The organism is Specibacter sp. AOP5-B1-6 (genome assembly GCF_052376555.1).
In the GTDB taxonomy this organism is placed as follows: Bacteria; Actinomycetota; Actinomycetes; order Actinomycetales; family Micrococcaceae; genus Specibacter.
In genome coordinates this window covers 1-20,166 of record NZ_JBQSVT010000058.1, presented here as the reverse complement: position 1 = coordinate 20,166, position 20,166 = coordinate 1, and the positions used below count along the sequence as shown (strand labels likewise).

The 20,166-nt window shown below is 62.1% G+C and carries 16 protein-coding genes; 6 read left to right on the top strand and 10 right to left on the bottom strand.

Going from position 1 to position 20,166, the window contains the following annotated elements:
* From uxaC to ACT3TS_RS18370, 8 genes are all read right to left on the bottom strand, one after another.
* Positions 1-1,212: glucuronate isomerase (gene uxaC / locus ACT3TS_RS18405; RefSeq protein WP_444532979.1), on the bottom strand; the 1,212-nt coding region annotated here is incomplete at its 3' end.
* A gap of 75 nt (positions 1,213-1,287) precedes the next feature.
* On the bottom strand, positions 1,288-2,340 hold the full coding sequence (locus ACT3TS_RS18400; protein ID WP_444532978.1) for a LacI family DNA-binding transcriptional regulator: 1,053 nt from the start codon (positions 2,338-2,340) through the stop codon (positions 1,288-1,290).
* Between the two features lie 103 nt (positions 2,341-2,443).
* Positions 2,444-3,259 carry a hydroxyacid dehydrogenase gene (locus tag ACT3TS_RS18395; protein ID WP_444532977.1) on the bottom strand — a complete coding sequence of 272 codons (816 nt, stop codon included), beginning with the start codon at positions 3,257-3,259 and terminating at the stop codon, positions 2,444-2,446.
* Positions 3,214-3,471 (bottom strand): hypothetical protein, encoded by a 258-nt coding sequence (locus tag ACT3TS_RS18390; RefSeq protein WP_444532976.1) that lies wholly within the window; start codon positions 3,469-3,471, stop codon positions 3,214-3,216. Before ACT3TS_RS18390 ends, ACT3TS_RS18395 begins: the two co-directional genes overlap by 46 nt.
* Before the next feature lie 169 nt (positions 3,472-3,640).
* Complete coding sequence (locus ACT3TS_RS18385) at positions 3,641-4,807, bottom strand: Gfo/Idh/MocA family protein (protein ID WP_444532975.1); 1,167 nt, start codon at positions 4,805-4,807, stop codon at positions 3,641-3,643.
* Between the two features lie 89 nt (positions 4,808-4,896).
* Positions 4,897-5,757, bottom strand: coding sequence for a sugar phosphate isomerase/epimerase family protein (locus tag ACT3TS_RS18380; RefSeq protein WP_444532974.1), 861 nt, complete (start codon positions 5,755-5,757; stop codon positions 4,897-4,899).
* 86 nt (positions 5,758-5,843) lie between these two features.
* Positions 5,844-6,851: a Gfo/Idh/MocA family protein gene (locus ACT3TS_RS18375; protein WP_444532973.1), complete on the bottom strand. Its 1,008-nt coding sequence runs from the start codon at positions 6,849-6,851 to the stop codon at positions 5,844-5,846.
* 46 nt (positions 6,852-6,897) lie between these two features.
* Complete coding sequence (locus tag ACT3TS_RS18370) at positions 6,898-7,746, bottom strand: sugar phosphate isomerase/epimerase family protein (protein WP_444532972.1); 849 nt, start codon at positions 7,744-7,746, stop codon at positions 6,898-6,900.
* A gap of 254 nt (positions 7,747-8,000) precedes the next feature.
* Here ACT3TS_RS18370 and ACT3TS_RS18365 point away from each other — a divergent pair, with 254 nt between their 5' ends.
* Positions 8,001-9,044, top strand: a complete 1,044-nt coding sequence (locus ACT3TS_RS18365; protein ID WP_444532971.1) for a LacI family DNA-binding transcriptional regulator — start codon at positions 8,001-8,003, stop codon at positions 9,042-9,044.
* A gap of 70 nt (positions 9,045-9,114) precedes the next feature.
* Here the strand turns inward: ACT3TS_RS18365 and ACT3TS_RS18360 are convergent, their stop codons facing one another.
* The gene (locus ACT3TS_RS18360) at positions 9,115-10,140 is read right to left on the bottom strand and encodes a LacI family DNA-binding transcriptional regulator (RefSeq protein ID WP_444532970.1); all 1,026 of its coding nucleotides are present in this window, start codon (positions 10,138-10,140) and stop codon (positions 9,115-9,117) included.
* Between the two features lie 179 nt (positions 10,141-10,319).
* Between ACT3TS_RS18360 and ACT3TS_RS18355 the strand changes: the two genes are divergently transcribed.
* From ACT3TS_RS18355 to ACT3TS_RS18345, 3 genes are read left to right on the top strand one after another with little or no spacing between them, the layout of a single operon-like run.
* Positions 10,320-11,675 (top strand): ABC transporter substrate-binding protein, encoded by a 1,356-nt coding sequence (locus ACT3TS_RS18355; protein ID WP_444532969.1) that lies wholly within the window; start codon positions 10,320-10,322, stop codon positions 11,673-11,675.
* Between the two features lie 22 nt (positions 11,676-11,697).
* Positions 11,698-12,675 (top strand): carbohydrate ABC transporter permease, encoded by a 978-nt coding sequence (locus ACT3TS_RS18350; protein ID WP_444532968.1) that lies wholly within the window; start codon positions 11,698-11,700, stop codon positions 12,673-12,675.
* A complete protein-coding gene (locus tag ACT3TS_RS18345) occupies positions 12,672-13,589 on the top strand; it encodes a carbohydrate ABC transporter permease (protein ID WP_444532967.1) in 918 nt (305 codons plus the stop codon). Before ACT3TS_RS18350 ends, ACT3TS_RS18345 begins: the two co-directional genes overlap by 4 nt.
* Positions 13,590-13,723: 134 nt before the next feature.
* On the opposite strand, the gene ACT3TS_RS18340 is transcribed toward ACT3TS_RS18345, so the two are convergent.
* Positions 13,724-15,223 (bottom strand): GuaB1 family IMP dehydrogenase-related protein, encoded by a 1,500-nt coding sequence (locus ACT3TS_RS18340; protein ID WP_444532966.1) that lies wholly within the window; start codon positions 15,221-15,223, stop codon positions 13,724-13,726.
* Between the two features lie 337 nt (positions 15,224-15,560).
* Between ACT3TS_RS18340 and ACT3TS_RS18335 the strand changes: the two genes are divergently transcribed.
* Positions 15,561-19,373 (top strand): multifunctional oxoglutarate decarboxylase/oxoglutarate dehydrogenase thiamine pyrophosphate-binding subunit/dihydrolipoyllysine-residue succinyltransferase subunit, encoded by a 3,813-nt coding sequence (locus ACT3TS_RS18335; RefSeq protein ID WP_444532965.1) that lies wholly within the window; start codon positions 15,561-15,563, stop codon positions 19,371-19,373.
* Positions 19,374-19,457: 84 nt separating this feature from the next.
* The gene (locus ACT3TS_RS18330; RefSeq protein WP_444532964.1) at positions 19,458-20,057 is read left to right on the top strand and encodes a GDSL-type esterase/lipase family protein; all 600 of its coding nucleotides are present in this window, start codon (positions 19,458-19,460) and stop codon (positions 20,055-20,057) included.
* Positions 20,058-20,166 lie beyond the last annotated feature (109 nt).

Genomic DNA, 20,166 nt, shown 5'->3' with positions numbered 1-20,166 from the left:
CGGGTAGAAGCCGGCCAACGGCGCAATTTCCCGCGAGAAGACCGTTTCGTCGATGGTGAAGGGGATGAAGTGGAAGCCCGGTGCCGTGCCAAAGTCCTCAAGCATGGGGCGCAGCGCCTCCGTGTAGCTGACGGCGAAGGGGATGTCATGGCCGGTGTCGGCACCGAACTTCTTGAAGGATTCCGTGTGGTGGTTGCGGAACACGCCGGGGTGGATGGTCATGACCAGCCCGTCCTCGACTGACATGCGGGCCATTTGGTAGCTCATGTGTGCTTCAAAGGCGTCGGCATCCACCGATGTGGCCTCGCCGCGGCGCGCCTTCTCAAACAGCGCCTCGGCCTGGGCCGCGTCCAGGCGCAGTGTCTGCGCCGTGCGGACGCCATGGTCGGCCGAGACTGCGCCGTGCTCGACAAAGTGCTGGCGCCTGTTTTCCAGGGCCCGAATGTAGCCGGCGTAGCCGCTGAGCCCGTCGCCGGCAACGCTGATCAACTTCTCCACACGCTCGGCCCACCCGGCGGCGGCAAACTTGATGTACGCGTCCGGGCGGAAGGTGGGCAGCACGCGTCCGGTGAAGGTGGGGTCCTTGGCAATGGCCGCGTGGGCGGCGAGATCGTCCAGGGGGTCGTCGGTGGTCGCCAGAACCTCGATGTTGAAGTCCTTGAACAGCTGGCGGGGCCGGAATGCAGGGCTCTTGAGCTTCGCGTCCAGCTCATCAAAGAGGAAATCGGCGTTGTCGGCATTGACTTCCTTGGACAGGCCAAAGACGTGCTCAAAGGAATCACGCATCCAATAGCCGGAGGCCGTGCCGTCAAAGAGCGCCCACGCCTTGGCGAATTCGCGCCACGTTTCCCGGGGCTCCACCGCGGTGGTGCCGCCGACACGCAATTTCTCCAGCGGCACGCCGCTGGCGTGGATTAAACGGGTGACGTAGTGGTCCGGACTGACCAGCAACGTTGCGGGGTCAGGGAACGGGGTGTCCAGTTCCAGCATGGACGCTTCCACGTGGCCATGCGGGGAAATGATGGGGAGGTCTTCAACCCGGGCGAGCAGGTCCCGTGCGATGGCCCGGGTGCCGGGGTCTGCGGGCAGCAGCCGGTCCGGATCGGCGGCAGGTGAGCGACGCCCGGTTGACGCAGCCTGGCCGGCATCACCAGCGGCAGCGCCAGCGGCGGACAAGGTCTCAGGGGAATTGGGTGAGCGCAAATGTGACATAGCTCAATCGTCCATGCAGCCACCCCACTTTGTCAACCGGTTGCCAAATGATTGCCACTGTGGTCCGCTGCCCTGTCAAACACTGCTGCAGCGTCCTGTGGAGCCCCGAATCACCAGCTCCGTGGGCAAGGCTGCCGTCCCCTGCATTGCCTCGACCTTGTCCACGGCGTCGAGGACCCCTTGAAGTGCAGCGGCGCCCAGCTCCCGCAACGGTGACTTGATGGTCGACAGCGGCGGCGTGGTGAAATCGGAACCAAAGATATTGTCAAAGCCAAGGATGCTCAGCTCCGCGGGGATGACCATCCCGGCCGCCTGCAACTCGCGCATCAGGCCGATCGCCATCAGGTCGTTGTAACAAAAGACGGCAGTGGCAGATCCGGAGCGGACCGCCGCGGCCGAATGGCGCCCGCCGTCGACAGTTGGCTGGCTGGAGGCAACGACGGAGGCCTCCATGCCATGCCAATCGCATCTGGCTTTGATGCTCTCCCAACGGCGCTGTGACATCCAGGACCGCTCCGGGCCCGACACGTAGGAAATGGCCGTGTGGCCCATGTCAGCCAGGTGCCTGACGGCCTCGGTGACCCCGGCGTCGGTGTCCGCAACAACGGATGGCACGCCGGCAACGCTTCGATTGATCACCACCACGGGTTTCTTGGCTGCAAGCTGGCCAATTTCCTCATCTGAAAGTCGGGGGCTGGCAAGGATGAGCCCGTCCACCGTGGTCAGCATGCGCTTGGCGGCGGTGAGTTCCAGTTCCGCAGATTCGGTGGATTCGGCCAGCATCAGCGTGTAGTCACGGGCTGAGGCCGCGGATTCAGCCCCGCGAATGATGTCAAAGAAGGCGGGGTTGGTGATGTCAGAGACGATCAGGCCGATGGTTTGGGTCCGTCCCGTGGGCAAAGCCCGAGCGAAAACATTGACCTGGTAGTTCAATTGCTCCGCGGCGTGCTCGATCTTTTGGGCCGTTTTGGCACTGACCCGACCGGGTTTGCTGAGTGCCCGGGAGACCGTTGACGGGTTGACGCCGGCAAGCTCGGCGATGTCGTAAATCGTCGCCGAAGACTTGCCGGTTCGGCGCCGGTTGGCGGGCAGCTCGGTCGTTTCGCCTGCCGGGGTCGTGTCAGTCAAGGAAATCCTCCGCAATTGGTTGCCGTTGGCCATCTTAACCCACAACTGTACGGCCTAACCGAAAACTGCAAAGCCTGCGCCACGGGTGGAGGCGGCTGGGCCATCACGCCATATCGGACAACGCGTCCTTGGATACCGGGTGAAGCGGTGCGGAACCGGTGGCCAACCGCGCCACCTCGCCGACTGCAAGGTCCCCCATTCTTGCCAGTTCATTGCCCATGGAGCCGGCAATGTGCGGGGTCAGCGTCACGTTCGGAAGGTTATAGAGCGGGTCGCCGTCAGGCAGGGGCTCCGGTTCCGTTACGTCCAGCCCGGCACTAATCCGACCGGCCACCAGCTCCGTGCGCAGCGCATCATGGTCAACCAGGATGCCGCGTGCGGTGTTGATGAACGTGGCGCCGTCCTGCAGGAGGGCAAGGTGGCTGGCACCGATCATGCCGATCGTCGACGGCAGGATCGGGGCATGCAGGGAAACCACACGGCTGCGGGCCATCAGCTCGTTCAAGGAGACAAGCTCCACGCCGAGCCCGGACGCCTCGGCCGCAGCAACCGTTGGATCGGACAACAAGACGTCGAAAGAAAACGGCTTCAGCAGCTCCATCACCAGCCGTCCAATGCGGGAGGCCCCGATGATGCCCACCGCCCCGCCGGCGTTTCCCAGCCCGGCGGCGAGCAGCCCGGCACGGTGGCTGGACTGTGCAGTGCGTAGTTTGTACTGCTCCATAGCAGCGTTCTTGCCGGCCAAAAGAATGAAGGCCAGCGTGTATTCCGCAACCGGAACGCCGTTGGCCGCAGCCGCCTTCGTCACTGTCTTGCCCCTGTCCCAACACTCGGGGGAAACATGGGCTTTGACGGTGCCGGCGGCGTGGGCGATCAGTTGCAGGGCCGGCGCGGCATCGAGCGCGCCGGCATCCAGCACCGGTGACCCCAGCCGGTGATCAGCGCCGTCGTGTGGGCCAAAATCTCCTTGGACTGCTCGGAGTCAAAGTCGGTCAGAACATCCAGCTGCACGATGTCCGCCACGGCCGTCAACTGCTGCATTGCTGCCGCGTCGATCAGCCGCTCCCGCAGTTCGTTGGATTGCATGGCGAAAGCCACCTGGGGACGTTTCATTGATGGTGCACTAGCCATGTCCTGACCTTTCGAGGCGGAGCGGTTTGTCCACAATACTGTGCCGGGCCTCCCGGCTGTCCGTGGCCGGGCGGCCTGAAGCTGCGCGAAGCAAGCTGTCCGTGGCAGGGCGCGCGAAACAACAAAGCTGGCCCCGCGGGGTGCCGGGGCCAGCTTTGAAGCTGTGAAATTACGCGCGTTCGGCGTATTTCCCTTCGTCACGGATGCGATCGTTGAGGAGTCCGAGGAACTCGTCCTCGTCGAAGTCGAGACCCACTTCCTCGCCCTTCCAGCTGGAGAGGTGGATGGCGTTGGCCAGGCGTACGCCGTTGATGCCGTCGGAGCCCGGCGCCAGCAGCGGGGTGCCTTCAAGGATGTTGGCGGCGAAGTTCTCCAGGACACCTGCGTGCTGGCCGCCCCAAACCGACTCGAATTCGACGGTCTCGGTGGTCAGGTAATCTTCCATGTTCAATTGGCCCATGAAGAGCTTGCGCACGTCGTCCATGCCCATGCCGTCGCTGATGTCCCGTTCCTTCTTCTTCATGCGGGTCACCGTGGCAGTCTTGCTGCCTTCCACCACGATCTTGCCCTGGTCGCCCAGGATCTCGAAACGATCGGTCCCGACCATGTCGTGGGTGGCGGTGACAAAGGTGCCGGTGGCGCCGTTGCCATAATCAACCAGTGCTGTGACCTCATCCTCGACGGCAATGTCGCGGCGGTAGCCGTAGGAGACCTTGGCGAAGACCGACTTCGGCACGCCGCAGATCCACTGCCACAAATCCAGCTGGTGGGGTGCCTGGTTGACCAGGACGCCGCCGCCTTCGCCACCCCAGGTTGCCCGCCATTCGCTGGAGTTGTAGTAGCCCTGCGGACGCCACCAAGTGGTGATGATCCAGTTGGTGCGCAGGATGTTGCCAATTTCGCCGTTGTCGACGATTTCCTTCAGGCGCTGGTACAGCGGGTTGTTGCGCTGGTTGAACATGATGGCAAAGGAGAGCTCGGGCTTGCTGGCGGCAAAGGCGTTGAGTTCAGCAACCTGCTTGGTGTAGACGCCGGCCGGCTTTTCCACCAGGGCGTGGATGCCGCGCTTGAGCGTGGCAATGCCCATTTCCGGGTGCAGGTAGTGCGGCACACAGGTGACGACGGCGTCAATGTCACCGCTGTCGAGCATGGTCAGGTAGTCGTCGTAAACCTTCACGCCGGGGTAGGTCTCCGCGGCGAGCTCGCGCTTGGCGGGGTCGGTGTCGGTGATGGCGCCGATCTCCATGTTGGGGACCAGCCCAGAGGTGATGAACTTGGCGTAGGCGCCGCCCTGCTGGCCGAGGCCGATGATGCCGAGGCGTACTTTCTTGCTCACTGGTGTTGCTCCGTTTCGTTGCAGTAATTCAGGGGAAATTCCGGGTGTGGGCCCCCAGCCGAGGTACGAGGCCGGGGAGCGGGTGGGGATCAGAAAAGTTCGCTGAAGCCCATCGCGGTGAGGTTCCGGTGGGACGTTTCCAGCACTTCCCACACGGTGCGGCCGTAAAGTTCGTCTTGTTCCACCAGCAGGTACTGTGCGCCGGCCGCCTGGGCCGCAGGAATGATGGACGGGAAGTCCAGGTTGCCCTCACCCACCTCGGCAAACTGGACGACATTCCTGAACTCGGTCATGAAGTTGGCGAAGTCGCCGGTTTCCAGGTAGCCCAGCGCGGACTCAGGCAGCATGCCGATCCGGTAATCCTTCAGGTGCACCATGGCGGTGTTGCCGGCGTACTTTTCCAGGGTGCGCACGGGATCCAGTCCGCCGCGCTGGACCCAGTGGACGTCGATTTCCAGGCCCATCGCCGGTGAGTTCTCGTTGATGATGTCCAGCATGTACTTGCCGTCGAACTTGGCAAACTCGATGTGGTGGTTGTGGTAGTAAAGGCTGAGGCCTTCCTGCTGGAGGCGTTCAGCGTAGCCGTTGGTTTCCTTGGCGAAGTCGATGACGGCGTCAATGGAGGTCATGGCGCTGAAGGGCAGCATGCCGATGCGCAGCAACTTGGTGTCAAGTCGCTTGGCGTCGTTGACGATCTTGTCAAAGTCGTCCTTGAGGGATTCGCCGGGGCGTCCAACGGGCTTTTCCATCATGACTGACAGCGAGGCCACATCCATGCCCAGTTCGGTCTGGGTGCGCTCCAGCTCGGAGACATTCTTCTCATCCATGGGGACCTGGGAAATCTCGACGGCGTTGTAGCCCAGTTCGCTGACCCTGCGGAGCGTCTCAAATGCGCCCACTTCCGCAAAGCTGTCCTTGAGCATCATTGCCTGTACACCGATTTTTGTCATTCTGTTCCTTTCGTTGGCCGGGTCGCTTCCGGCAGCATCGAGTGATTGTCTGTTCAATCCGAAAAATTCCTAATTCCTGCGGAGTTCTAGGAGACGTCGGCCAACCGGGCCGGGTAGCTTTGGGCGTAAACCTCTTTGATGATGCGCAGCGTTTTGAGCGCCTCGTCGGGGTTGATCCAGAACGGCCCCTCCTGGCCCAACTGGGCATAGAAGTCAGCGATGTACAGCTGGTGCGACACGCCCCAGTAGTCGCGCCCGCCCGAAGCCGCCCGTCGTTCCTCCACCACTTCCACCGAGCCGTCGGCGTGCGCAATGGTCAAGTCCCCGCGCAGGTGCAGGGTCGCCTTTTCCGCCACGATGTCCACAGTGACGGGTGCGTTGACGGAGTTCGCAAGCGTGGCATAGAAGACGCTGCGGGCACCGTTGGCATGGGTCAGGACCAGCTCGGCCGTGTCCTCCACGTCGATGGTGCCGCCCAGGGCGTGAGTCGCCGCATGGCCTTTGACCGCGGTAACCTCCCCCATCATCCACTGCAGCAGGTCCAGGGTGTGGATGGCCTGGTTCATCATCAGTCCACCACCGCCACCTGCCCAGGAGCCGCGCCACGGCCGGTTTTCGTAGTACTCGGCGGTCCGGCTCCACAAGACAGTGCCCGAGCCTCCAAGGACCGCCCCAAACTCCCCCGCGGCGAGCCGCTGCGCCATGGCCTGGACGGCCTGGTTGTAGCGGTTTTGGAAGCAAATGCCGATCCGCGCGGAACTGGAGGTCGCAGCGGCAGCCAGACGCTCGCCGTCGGCCATGGTGCTGGCAAGCGGTTTCTCGCTGATGACGTTGATGCCGCGCTCCAGGGCTGCAATGGCAGGGTCGGCATGTTGGTTGTGCGGGGTACAAACATGCACGACGTCGGGCCGTGCTTCCTCCAGCATGCGCACCAGATCGCTGTAGCCGGGCACTCCCCGGGCTTCGGACGCAGCCACCAGACGACCCGGATCCGTGTCGCAGACAGCGACCAGTTCCGTCCCTTCAATGGCCGACACGGCTTCGAAGTGGACGGTGGCGACGTCCCCGCAGCCAATGATGGCAATTCTGGGCATGGTAACTCCTTCGTCTGATGATGCTGCCTGGTGTGCGGCGCCCTGCTTAGGTGAGCGTAATGCCGATGGCATCAGTGGCGGTGCGGAATGCACGGGCCGCCACACCAAATTCGGCCGGGCCCGAGAAACCGCCGAGTTCATTTTGGATGGCCAGGTGTGGCTCCAGTGAGGCGAAGCCTGTGTAGCCGTCCTGGCTCAGTGCCGTCAGCGTCTCGACGAGCTGGCCGTCGCCCTTGCCGGTGGGCACAACTTCGCCGCTGCTGGCAACGGCGTCCTTGACCTGCAGGTATTCAAGGTAGGGGCGCAGCATGGCGTAGGCGTCGGTGTAGGGCTTCACGCCGACCTGAACAAAGTTCGCGTTGTCCCAGGCTGCGCGCAGTGCCGGGGAATTCATTGTCTCCATGAGGTCTAGAACGCGCTCCGGGGTGTCGCCGTAAATGTCCTTCTCGTTTTCATGAATGAGAATCACATCGGATTCCTCGGCAATGCGGGTCAGCACGGCCATGCGTTCCATGACTGCTTCGCGAATGTCTTCGGGGGTTTGGTCATCGGAGCGGAAGAAAGAGAACATGCGGATGTACTTGGTGTCGAGCGCCCTCGCGACCTCAATGATGCGGTGCAAGCGTCCGGCTTCATGCTCGGCCGGCAGGGAGATGTCCACCTTGCCGATGGGGCTTGCGACGGCGGAGACCTTCAGTCCCGATTCATCCAGGATCGCCTTGAGCTCGGCAACCTGGCCGTCGGTGAGCTCCACAACGTTCGTGCCCCACGCGCTGCGGACTTCAATGTGGTGCGCGCCCAAGGCCAGAAGAACCGCGGCCTGGATCTTGGGGTCGGGATCTACTTCGTCGCCAAACCCGGAAAGTATCCAGGTGGGTTTTTGAGCAATGGACATCAGGGCCTCCACATTTAGTTTCTGATTACCGGGTGACTCTTGGTCACTTCCGGTGACTCATTTCACAAGTCTCGTAGCAAGCAGCATATCCTTGAAGCAACAGCTTGACAACCGATTGCCAATATTTACGTACAGGCGTACTCTGAGGACCCGGACACAGCGTCTGCCATTCCAGCACCCTTCCGGCCGCGCCTGGGTAGGGGTTCGGCCATGGCGTCACGACATCAACCAACCTCGACAAGGAAGAGTCTTCCATGAGTATCACCCCAGAAGACAGCACTCCGGGCCGCCCAGCCACCATCCGTGATGTCGCGGCATTGTCCGGCGTAACAGCGTCCACAGTTTCACGTGCACTGTCCACACCGGGGCGGGTGAACTTTCGTACCCGTGCCCGCATAGAAGCCGCAGCTGCGCAGCTTAACTACGTCCCAAACCCCCAGGCGAAGGCCCTGAGCTCGGGGCGGACACGTGCAGTCGCCGTGTTGGTGGCCGACATTACCAACCCGTTCTATTTCGACATCATCCGCGGCACACAGCATCAACTTAAGGCTGCCGGCTATACGCAGCTGCTTGTGGACACGGAAGAGTCTGATGAGGTTGAGATCAACACGCTCGAACAAATGCGTCAAACCGCTGACGGCGTGATTCTGACTGCGTCGCGACTCTCCGATCAGGCCTTGGCCGAAGCAGGCAGCAAAATGCCGCTCGTCACTATCAACCGCGATGTTGCCGGGGTTCCTTCGGTCATCCTCGACACGCCCACAGCCACCAATCAGGCCCTGGACCACCTGATCTCCCTCGGCCATTCCCGCATCGCATATCTGGCCGGCCCCGAGACCTCCAGTTCCAACATGCGCCGATGGGCGGCGCTCTCCGCAGCAGCAATGGAACGCTCAGTCGATGTTGTGCGACTGGGCCCCTTTGCGCCACGCACCTACTCAGGCGCAGCCGCCGCCGACGCCTTGGTTCACTCCGGGGCCACAGCCGGCATCGCTTTCAATGACCTCATTGCCATCGGGATGCTGGCCCGGCTGCGCGAACGGGGCCTTCGAGTGCCCGAAGACATGAGCATTGTGGGCTGCGACGATATCTTTGGTGCCGACTTTTGCAGCCCTCCACTGACCACTGTCACCGCGCCGGTAGAGCAGGCCGGCCGTGTAGCGGTGACGATGTTGCTGAGTCAGCTCAACCCGGGGCACGGCACATTCCCGCGCAGCCAGTCCCTACTACCGACTTATCTGACCATTCGCGGATCCACAGCCGCACCACCCCGAACAACCGGACACGAGTCCGGGTAGTTGCCGCTGCCGACCGGTGCCTCGTCGCACCCATTGCTGCCAAAGAACGCAGCGGAACCAGCCATCAGACCTAGCTGTTGCGGCCGCGTGCTGCCAAACCTGTGGATTCACGCACAGTCAGGTATGTGGGAAGCTGGGAGACTTGGCGCTGCCGTAGCTGGTCACCGTCCAACCGGTCCAGCAACATGCTTGTGGCGACGCGGGCTGCCTGTTCAATGGGAGCGGTGATGGTGGTTAGCGGCGGGTTACAGAAATCCGCACCAAAAATATCGTCGTACCCAACGATGCTCACATCCTCTGGCACCTTGACGCCCCGGGTGAGGAGCCGTCGCAACATGCCAATGGCCAGCAGGTCGTTGAAGGCCACACAGGCAGAGGCCTTGCTGGTGATCAGCATGTCAGCAGCGGCCGCGCCAGAGGTTTGTTTTGGCGAATAGGGTCCCAGCCTGACAACATCCACACCATACTCGCGGGCCGCATCTTCAAACACCTGCCACCGCCATTGACTTGACCAGGAGTGGGCGGGGCCGGAGATATAAGCAATGCGACTGTGGTCCAAGGACACTAGATGTTGGATTGCTTGATGGATTCCGTAACTCGGATCGATCAGGACTGCAGGAACATCCGCGTCGTTCCTATTCAACGCAACAAGGGGAATCTGGGTGGCAGCCTTGGCCAAAGCATCCGTCGAAAGCCTTGATGCAGCCAAAATGACGCCCTGAGACGAGGTGAGCATGCTGTTCAGTGCCGATTGCTCCAGTTCGGCTGATTCTTCAGTGTTGACAAGAAGTTGGGTGTATCCGGCCGCCTTGAGCTGCTCCTGAGCCCCATGAATAAGACCAAAGTAGAAGGGATTGGTGATGTCAGGAACCAGCAGTGCAACGGCGCGCGGTTTTGTTGCCAAATTGTCGGACTTGTTCTTCTCGGCCCCGTACCCGAGCTGACGCACGGCACGCATGACAGCCGCTGCGGTCTTGGGGCTGATGCGGCCAGGATCTGACAACACCCTGGAAACCGTGGAAGTTGCCACCCCCGCAACCCTGGCCACGTCTTGCAGAGTTACCCTTCCACTGCCCGTTCCGGGTCCTGACTCCATCAGCATTCGCCCCTTAGGTTCTTTACCGCCAGATCACATCGCTATTAAGAAATCTACACACTTTGGCAATTTTTTGGCAACTGATTGCAGACACATTGCCAAGCCTATAGAGTCTGATCATCAGCCGCGAATATGACTCAGGTCACGTGCAATCATTTCATTGTTCAAGGAGGAATCACATGGAAATCACACGGAAGAACTTTCTCATCGGAGTAGGTGGCTTGGGAGCCCTTTCGCTGGCACTGGCGGCCTGCGGGGGCTCCCCTGACAGTTCCGACACCGGAGACGGCAAAATTGAAGGTGCCGGCAAGACCCTCACGGTCCTCTTCAGCACGAAGCCGCAGTACCCCGAAGAGCAGAAAGCCTGGTTCGCAAAAACGGCGGAGGATTTCAAGACGCTGACGGGAGCCACCGTGCAGTGGGAGACTTTCCCCACCGCAAATGATGAAATGACCCGAATTCAGACTTCAGTGGTTTCCGGTACCGGTCCCGATGTCTACGGGTTGGGCACCACCTTCACACCCACAGCTTTCTCGACAGGTGCGTTCGTGAAACTCGGAGATGATGAGTGGAAGAAAGTAGGCGGCAAGGACAAGTTCGTCCCGGCTACTCTGGGCATTTCCGGTCCTGACGAAGACAACCTGATTGGCATTCCGTTCGTCAGCCGCCCGTTCGTCATGGCCTACAACACCGAGTTGTTGGCGAAAGCAGGGATCGACAAGCCCGCCACCACGTGGGACGAGTTTGCCGAGCACGGCAAGAAGATGACCTCAGGCGACGAGTATGGGCTCGCTGTGGCGTACAAGGACAACTTCGACCCCTGGAAGTTCATCTGGGGCATGTCCATCCAAGCTGGCAACCCGATCATTGACGGCAAGACCGTCCGTCTGGACGACCCTACGGTCACGAAGGCATTCGAGGCCTATTTCGGTTGGATCACTAAGGACAAGTCCGTGGACCCATCCGCCGTCGGTTGGGGCAATGCCCAGGCTGTGGCAGCCTTCGCCGCCGGCAAAGCCGGCTATTTGCCCATGACATCGCCGCTGAGCATCCCAACTCTCGACAAGTCCGAGGTCAAAGGCAAGTACAAGTACGCCCTTCTGCCCATGGTGCCCCCAGGTGAGACAACACGCCCGTCCAACGGAGTGGAGGCCGCCAGTATTCTCTCCGGCGACAACCTGGTCGTTGCCGACTACTCGCCCAACAAGGATCTGGCTTTCGCCTTCGTGAAGATGATCACCGACACTGAGGCCCAGTCAAACTACTACAAGATCTTTGGTGAGGTCCCCACCAATGTCGAGGCTGCCAAGGCGCTCGAGTCGGATCCGCTCGTCGCGCCGGCGCTGGATGCCGCGGCAAAGTCCGTCGCCACACCATTCAGTGGCGCATGGGGCGATGTGCAGCTTGCGTTGACAAACGTTGCTGTCCAGACCATCCCCGACCTGTCCGCAGGAGCCGTCAGCGCAGCCAGTCTCGCGGAACGCCTCAAGGACTCACAGTCCAAGGCCCAGGCTGCCCTGGACCGGGCCAAGTAGAAGCTGCTGAAAGATTCCCTCCATGCCTAGCAAAAACGCAGTGAACACCCTGCAGGACGACGCAACTCGTCCTGCAGGGGGACCTCCCCCACTCAAAGACAAAAAACGCAAAGGTGTCACTGAGCGCAACCGCCCCTTATGGTTGCTTACCCCAGGCGGACTCCTCATCACGGTCATCATTCTCATCCCTCTCGTGCTGGCCCTATACATGTCCGTTATCGACCTTGACCAGTACACACTCCGCAAATGGCTCACGACACCGTTCATCGGAATAGACAATTTTGTAGAAGCGATCACCAAGACTGACCTTCTTCGGTCGATTTGGATCAGTGTCTCTTTTGCGGTCCTTTCTACGTTGGTGACCGTGCCTCTCGGCGTGGCCGCCGCCGTCGTAACTCAAAATCCGTACCGCGGCCGGGCTATAGTGCGTGCGGTCTTCCTGATCCCCTATGTCCTGCCCTCTTTCGTGGTTGCCACCGTTTGGCGCACCATGCTGCAGCCTGACGGCATAGTCAATGGCGTCCTGCAGAATGTGGGAATTGACCCAGCACTGTGGCTTAACGGGCCTATGTCCTACTGGACCTTGGTTTTCGTGGAAATCTGGGCGGCATGGCCATTCATATATCTGCTGGCGTTGGCCGGGTTGCAATCTGTGGACCATGAAGTGCATGAGGCGGCCGCCATCGATGGGGCCCTATGGTGGCGCAAGCTGCGCGAAGTGATTTTCCCCTACTTGAAGGGGCCGGTTGCCCTTGCTTTCCTGCTGGGCACGTTGAACCACATCAACAACTTCACACTGCCATACGTCCTATTTGGTGCGCCGGCACCTGCGGACGTGAATGTCCTGCCCATCCTGGTCTACGTGACCAGTTTTCAGAGTTTCCGCTTCGGATTGAGCGCGGCAATGGCGGTCGTGTCACTGATCCTCATCGCGATACCGCTGTTCATCTACCTAAGGGCGGTCAAGCTTGACGTTTCTGAAGACGGAGGCAAGAAATGAGCTCGCAGACCCTGACTCGCGTTTCAACCCGGGCACGTAGCAAGAGCCGCAGGAGTCGCAACGCAGAAGTGACACGGCTAATGCCAACGTGGCTCATCGGCATCCTGACCACAATTCTTTGCATTCTTGTGCTGGTGCCGATTGCATATATCTTCCTTGCTTCCCTGAATTCCGATATCGGTGTGGCACGAGGAGAATTTTGGCCCAGCCAGTTCTCGCTGGAGAGTTACACCAAAATATGGGGCAGCGTTGGCTTGGGCAAGGGCATCATCAACAGCCTGATCGTCTCTGGCTCCGTGGCTGTGGTCTCCGCCGTCATTGCCGTCGGCACTGCCTACGTGCTGGTTCGCTTCACTTTCAGGGGCCGGTTGACCATGCTGCGCGGGCTCTTGGGGCTCCAAAGCATTCCCGGCACGCTCATGCTGCTGCCCGTGTTTGTTTTGTTTGCCTCGATCGGTTCATGGGTTGGAATCACCATCATCGGCACCCTGTGGGGTTTGTTTATCGCTTATCTTACATTATCACTCCAGTTCTCCACGTGGGTCATGGTGACTTATTTGCGGGGGCTGCCACGTGAGCTGGAAGAGGCCGCCCGAATTGACGGAGCCTCCAACTTGGGCATTCTGTTCCGGATCATCGTCCCGCTGAGCTGGCCTGGCATTGTTGTCTCGGGCATCTTTGCATTTCTCCTTGGCTGGAACGACGTCTTGTTTGCCTCGATCTTCACCAAGCCGGACACAGCGACGGCAGCTATCGTGCTGCAGACGTTCAGTGCCAGTCAGGAAGGTGGCGCCATACCGGTCTACAGCCAGATGATGGCCGCGGCTCTAGTCTGTGCGGCCCCGGTGGTCATCCTCTACTTTGTCTTCCAGCGCTACCTTGTAGGTGGCCTCACTGCTGGCGGCGTGAAGTAGCAACCCGAATCAACCACGCCGGTGTTTCCTTTGGCGACACGTAAACCATGCGCACGGTTGCCCGCCACCATGGCGCGGGGTGTCACCCCGCGCCATGGTCAGGCTCAACCATGCGCAGAAAGGCTCCGAGCGCGTTACCAGCTCTGCGGCAGCGGCCGTCCCTCCTCGTAGCCCGCGGCCGACTGCACGCCAACAATGGCGCGTTCCCTGAATTCAGCCAGCGACGCGGCGCCCGCATAGGTGAAGGAACTGCGCAGGCCCGCGGTGATCATGTCCAGCAGGTCCTCAACGCCCGGCCGGGCAGGGTCCAGGTACATCTTGGACGTTGAGATGCCCTCCTCAAACAAGCCCTTGCGGGCCCGGTCAAACGCACCCTCGCGGGAGGTGCGGTTTTGCACGGCCCGCGCGGACGCCATGCCAAAGCTTTCCTTGTACTGCCGGCCGCCTGCATCCACCTGCAGGTCGCCCGGACTCTCATAGGTGCCGGCAAACCAGGACCCGATCATCACCTGGCTGGCCCCGGCCGCCAAGGCCAGCGCCACGTCCCGCGGGTACCTCACCCCGCCGTCGGCCCACACGTGGGCACCCAACTCGGCAGCCGCCGTCGAACATTCCAAAACGGCCGAAAACTGGGGACGGCCAACTGCTGTCATCATGCGCGTGGTGCACATGGCACCGGGTCCGACGCCGACCTTGACGATGTCGGCTCCGGCCTCGACCAGGTCCCGCACCCCTGCTTCGCTGACCACGTTGCCGGCCGCCACGGGAACGGACGGGGAGAGCGACCGCACGGCGCGCACTGCCTCCATCATCTTTTCCTGGTGCCCGTGCGCGGTGTCCACCACCAGTGCATCGACACCGTACTCGAGCAGCGCGGCAGCCTTGGCGGCAACGTCGCCGTTGATGCCCACGGCCACGCCCAGCCGCAGCCGGCCCGAGGCGTCAAGGGCAGGCTGGTAAATGGTGGAGCGCAGGGCACCGGTCCGGGTCAGCACCCCAACCACCTCCCCGTCGCGCAGCACGGGGGCGAAATCGGTTCCGGCGGCATCCAGCACGGCAAAAGCCTCCCGGAGGGCCTCGTCGGTGAGCGCCTTGGCCTGGGTGAAGTCCAGGTCGCCGGAGTCCGCCTGCGCACGGATTTCGTCAAACGGCACGGCGTCCAGCGTCAGGACGTTGGAGCGCATCACCGAGGCAAGGGAGGAAAACCTGTCCACGCCCTCGCAGTCGACGCCGCGCACAACACCAACGAAATCGCTGCCGTCCACGACAACCACGGCGTTGTGGGAGCGCTTGCTCATCAGGTGCACGGCGTCAATGACGATGTCCCCCGCCGTCATCAGCAGCGGGGTCTCATAGAGCGAATCGCGCTGCTTGACCCACTCACTGACGGATTTGAGCACTTCGAGGGGAATGTCCTGGGGCAGGATGGCCATGCCGCCGCGCCGGGCCACAGTTTCGGCCATCCGCTTCCCGGAGACCGCCGTCATGTTGGCCACCACCAGCGGAATGGTGGTCCCTGTGCCGTCCCCGCTGGAAAGATCAACATCCAAACGCGAGGTGACGGTGGACCGCGACGGAATCAGGAACACGTCGGAATACGTCAGGTCCGTGGCGGGCTGGTTGAGAAAACGCATTGCACTCCTTGTTGGAAATGGGCCGCTGCAATGGGCCGTCAGCGGCCGGTTGGCGGCACCGCAGCGCCGTCCGGGTAAGAGTCTAGCCATAATGTGACGCCATTCACCGCAAAAAAATGCTTCATTCTCCCAAAGCCGGGGCGCGCCGCGGCGTAGATTGGCCTACAGGCCACCAGTCTTACTAGACTTGATGGGGGAAGGGGTTAGTTGGACCGCTTCCACATTTCGAATAGGCTACGCAGGTTTGCGCCGACAGCACCCGCCCGATTCAGGTGCCGACGCCTTGCGCAACCTTGTACAGCGGGCAACAAGAACTCATGGAAGAGGCGTAACACACGTGCCAGAGCAATCCATCCACCGTCTACCCGAAGAATTTGGCGGCAACGAGTGGCTCGTCGACGAACTGTATGAGCGCTACAAGGGCGACAAGAATTCAGTGGACACAAAGTGGTGGCCACTCTTTGAAGGTTTCGCCGCGGATGACGCAGATGGCAACGGCCGCCACACCGCGAACAATTCCGCACCCATAACAGCCCAGATCCCCGTGGTTCCCGCGCCCGCAGCCCCGGCGGCTGCTGGTCCGGCCGCCCCGGCCACTGCTGCAGGCACGACGTCGGCCCCCGCCAGCGCTGTTCCGGCAGCTCCCGCTGCGGCCCCCAAGGCACCGGCAGCACCGCGCCCGCCAGCCCCGGCCAAGGATGCCGCCCGCACCGGCAGCACTCCGATCCCGGCCCAGCTGCCCAAAACGGCCAAGGACAAGTCCGTTCCGGAAGAGTCGGTGAAGTCTGTTCTGCGCGGCCCGGCCAAGGCCATCGCCGCCAACATGGTCACCAGCCTGGAAGTGCCCACGGCCACCAGTGTGCGCGCCATTCCGGCGAAGCTGCTGATCGACAACCGTGTTGTCATCAACTCAAACCTTGCCCGCGCACGCGGCGGCAAGGTCTCCTTCACCCACCTGATCGGCTACGCCGTCATCAAGGCGCTGGGCCAGTTCCCGTCCATGAACGTCCACTATGACGAGATCGACGGCAAGCCTGCCGCCGTCCAGCCGCCGCATGTGAACTTCGGCATTGCCATTGACATGCCCAAGCCCGACGGCACGCGCCTGCTCATCGTGCCGAACATCAAAAAGGCTGAAACGCTCAGCTTTGCCGAGTTCTGGCACACCTACGAGGACCTGATCAAGCGGGCACGGGCAGGCAAGCTGACAGCGGACGACCACTCGGGCACCACTGTTTCGCTGACCAACCCCGGCGGCATCGGCACCGTTCACTCGGTGCCCCGCCTCTCCAAGGGCCAGGCCGCCATCATCGGTGTTGGCTCCCTTGACTACCCGGCCGAATACCAGGGCGCCAGCGCCAAGATCATCGCCCAGAACGCCGTCTCCAAGATCCTGACGCTGACCTCCACCTATGACCACCGCGTCATCCAGGGCGCCGGCTCCGGCGAATTCCTGAAGAAGATCCACCAGCTCCTGCTTGGTGCCGAGAACTTCTACGACGAGATCTTTGAATCGCTGCGCATCCCCTACGAGCCCGTCCGGTGGAGCGTTGACCTGCAGGTTGACCCGGCCGACGAGATCAACAAGGTCGCCCGCATTCAGCAGATGATCCACTCCTACCGCGTGCGCGGCCACCTGATGGCCGACACCGACCCGTTGGAATTCGTCCAGCGCAAGCACCCCGACCTGGACGTGCTCACCTACGGCCTGACCCTGTGGGACCTGGACCGCGAATGGCCCACCGGCGGCTTTGGCGGTGCACAGAAGCTGTTGCTGCGCGACATCCTCGGCGTGCTCCGCGACGCCTACTGCCGCACCACGGGCGTGGAATACATGCACATCCAGGAACCGGAGCAGCGCGAATGGTTCCAAAACGAGCTGGAGCACCCCTACTCCAAGCCGAGCCGCGAAGAGCAGCTGCGCATCGTGTCCAAGCTAAACTCGGCAGAGGCGTTCGAGACGTTCCTGCAGACCAAGTTTGTTGGCCAGAAGCGCTTCTCTCTCGAGGGTGGCGAATCCCTGATTCCGCTGCTTGACTCCATCATCTCCGACGCCGCCGACGACGGCCTGGACGAGGTTGCCATTGGCATGGCCCACCGCGGCCGCCTGAATGTGCTCACCAACATCGCCGGCAAGACCTACGCACAGGTCTTCCGCGAATTTGAGGGCACCCAGGATTCCCGCAGCGTCCAGGGCTCCGGCGATGTGAAGTACCACTTGGGCACCGAAGGCACGTTCACCTCCGACGCCGGCAACGAGACCAAGGTTTACCTCGCCGCCAACCCCTCGCACCTGGAAGCCGTTGACGGTGTCCTTGAGGGCATTGTCCGTGCGAAGCAGGACCGCCTGGACCAGGGCGAGAACTTCCCCGTGCTGCCCATCATGGTCCATGGCGATGCAGCCTTTGCCGGCCAGGGCGTTGTTGCCGAGACACTGAACCTGTCCCAGCTGCGCGGCTACCGCACGGGCGGCACCATCCACGTGGTGGTCAACAACCAGGTTGGCTTCACCACCGCACCGTCCTCATCACGTTCCTCGGTGTACTCCACCGACGTGGCCAAGATGATCCAGGCTCCCGTGTTCCACGTGAACGGCGACGACCCCGAAGCCGTTGTGCGCGCATCCCAGCTGGCCTACCAGTTCCAGCAGCGCTTCCGCAAGGACGTTGTCATTGACCTGGTCTGCTACCGCCGCCGCGGCCACAACGAGGGCGATGACCCCTCGATGACGCAGCCGCTGATGTACAACCTCATCGAGGCCAAGCGTTCCGTGCGCCGCCTGTACACCGAAGCCCTGATCGGCCGCGGCGACATCACCGAAGAGGAAGCCACGCAGCTGCTGCGCGACTACCAGGAACGCCTCGAGCGTGTCTTCGCCGAAACGCACGCCGCACAGACCTCGCCGATCCCGATCATCACCAAGGACTCGCAGTCCATTTCCGACCTCGAGCGCCCCATGGCGCAGCAGGCGGATTCCGGCGTGAACGATCCCCAGGTGACCGCCATCAGCGCCGACACCCTGGGCCGCATCGGCGCAGTCCACCTGGCAGTTCCAGAAGGCTTCGAGATCCACAACAAGCTCAAGCCGCTGTTGGAAAAGCGCGAGGCCATGTCCCGCAACGGCAGCATCGACTGGGGCTTTGGCGAACTGGCCGCGTTCGGCTCGCTCCTCATGGAGGGCGTCCCTGTCCGTATGGCCGGCCAGGACTCCCGCCGCGGCACCTTCGTCTCACGCCACGCAGTGTTCCACGACCGCGCCAACGGCAACGTCTGGACCCCGCTGCGGGACCTCACCGAGGACCAGGCAAAACTGTGGATCTACGACTCCCTGCTCAGCGAATACGCCGCCATGGCGTTCGAGTACGGCTACTCCGTCGAGCGCCCCGACGCCCTCGTGGTTTGGGAAGCCCAGTTCGGCGACTTCGTCAACGGTGCTCAAACCGTCATTGACGAATTCGTTTCCTCCGCAGAGCAAAAGTGGGGTCAGCGTTCTTCCCTGGTGCTGATGCTGCCGCACGGCTACGAAGGCCAGGGACCGGACCACTCCTCAGCCCGCATCGAACGCTTCATGCAGATGTGCGCCGAAGACAACATGATCGTTGCCAACCCGACCACGCCGGCGTCGCACTTCCACCTGTTGCGCCGCCAGGCCTACCTCCGCCCGCGCAAGCCGTTGATCATCTTCACCCCGAAGCAGCTGTTGCGCCTGAAGGCTGCAGCCTCGTCGGTTGAGGACTTCACACAGGGCGGATTCCGTCCCGTGATCGGTGAGCATGCAGAGTTGGAGCCCACCGCCGTCGACCGCGTCATTTTGGTTTCCGGCCGGCTGTACTACGACCTGCTCGCCGCTCGCGACAAGGCCGGGGACACCAAGGCAGCCATCCTCCGCGTGGAGCAGCTGTACCCGCTGCCGCTGGCGGAGATCAAGGCTGAGCTTGCCAAGTACCCCAACGCCGAAATCGTGTGGGCACAGGACGAACCGGCCAACCAGGGCCCGTGGCCGTTCATGGGCTTGAACCTGGCTCCCGAGCTGGACCGGAAGCTGAGCCGTGTTTCACGCCCGGCGTCGGCCGCCACGGCAACGGGTTCCGCCAAGAACCACGCTGTGGAGCAGACCTTGCTGGTCAAGCAGGCTTTCGAGCGCAGCTAAAGCACTACTGATGCCCGGTCTGCATTATCAGGCCGGGCATCTTCTATTTGAACTTCAAATTTATGCACCAAGAAGAGGGGCGCCGTGGACAAGCGGGAACTGCGAATAGTAGCTGTAGGGGATGAACTGGTTGCCGGTGTTGGCGATCCGCGCGCCCTCGGCTGGCTGGGACGCGTGCTGGCCAGGACGCCCGGCGACTCTGTTTCGATTGAGTCGTTTGTGCTGGCTGCCCCCAGCGAGGGAACCGAGGCCCTGGCCGGCCGCTGGCTGCATGAGGCGGGGCGCCGCTTTGACGACTTCCACGAGAACCGTCTTGTGGTTGGCCTGTCCGGCCGCGACATTGAGTATGGCCTGTCCACAGCAAGGAGCCGGCTGAACCTGGCCAACATCCTTGACGGCGCCACCCAGCTGAACATCCCCGTGTTTGTGGTGGGGCCGCCACCGTCGCTCGATCCTGCGCTGAACCGCAAGCTGGCCGAACTGAACACGGCATTTGCCGACGTCACCACCCGCCGCAAGCACCACTACGTTGACACGTTCGCCCCGCTGCAAAACCACGAGCAGTGGCGCAACGACGTTGCGGCGAATGCGGGCTCCCCCGGCCAGGCAGGATACGGACTCATGGCGTGGCTCGTGCTGCACCGCGGCTGGTACCAGTGGCTTGACCTTCCCGAGGCCGGCTAACCGGTTTACCCCGGGTTCCAAGGGCGCCAGCTGCACTCACGCCACAATTTGGTCCGCCGGTTAGGTGTGGATGTGCCAGCCATGCGAAAATAGATGAGGATCGGTTTTG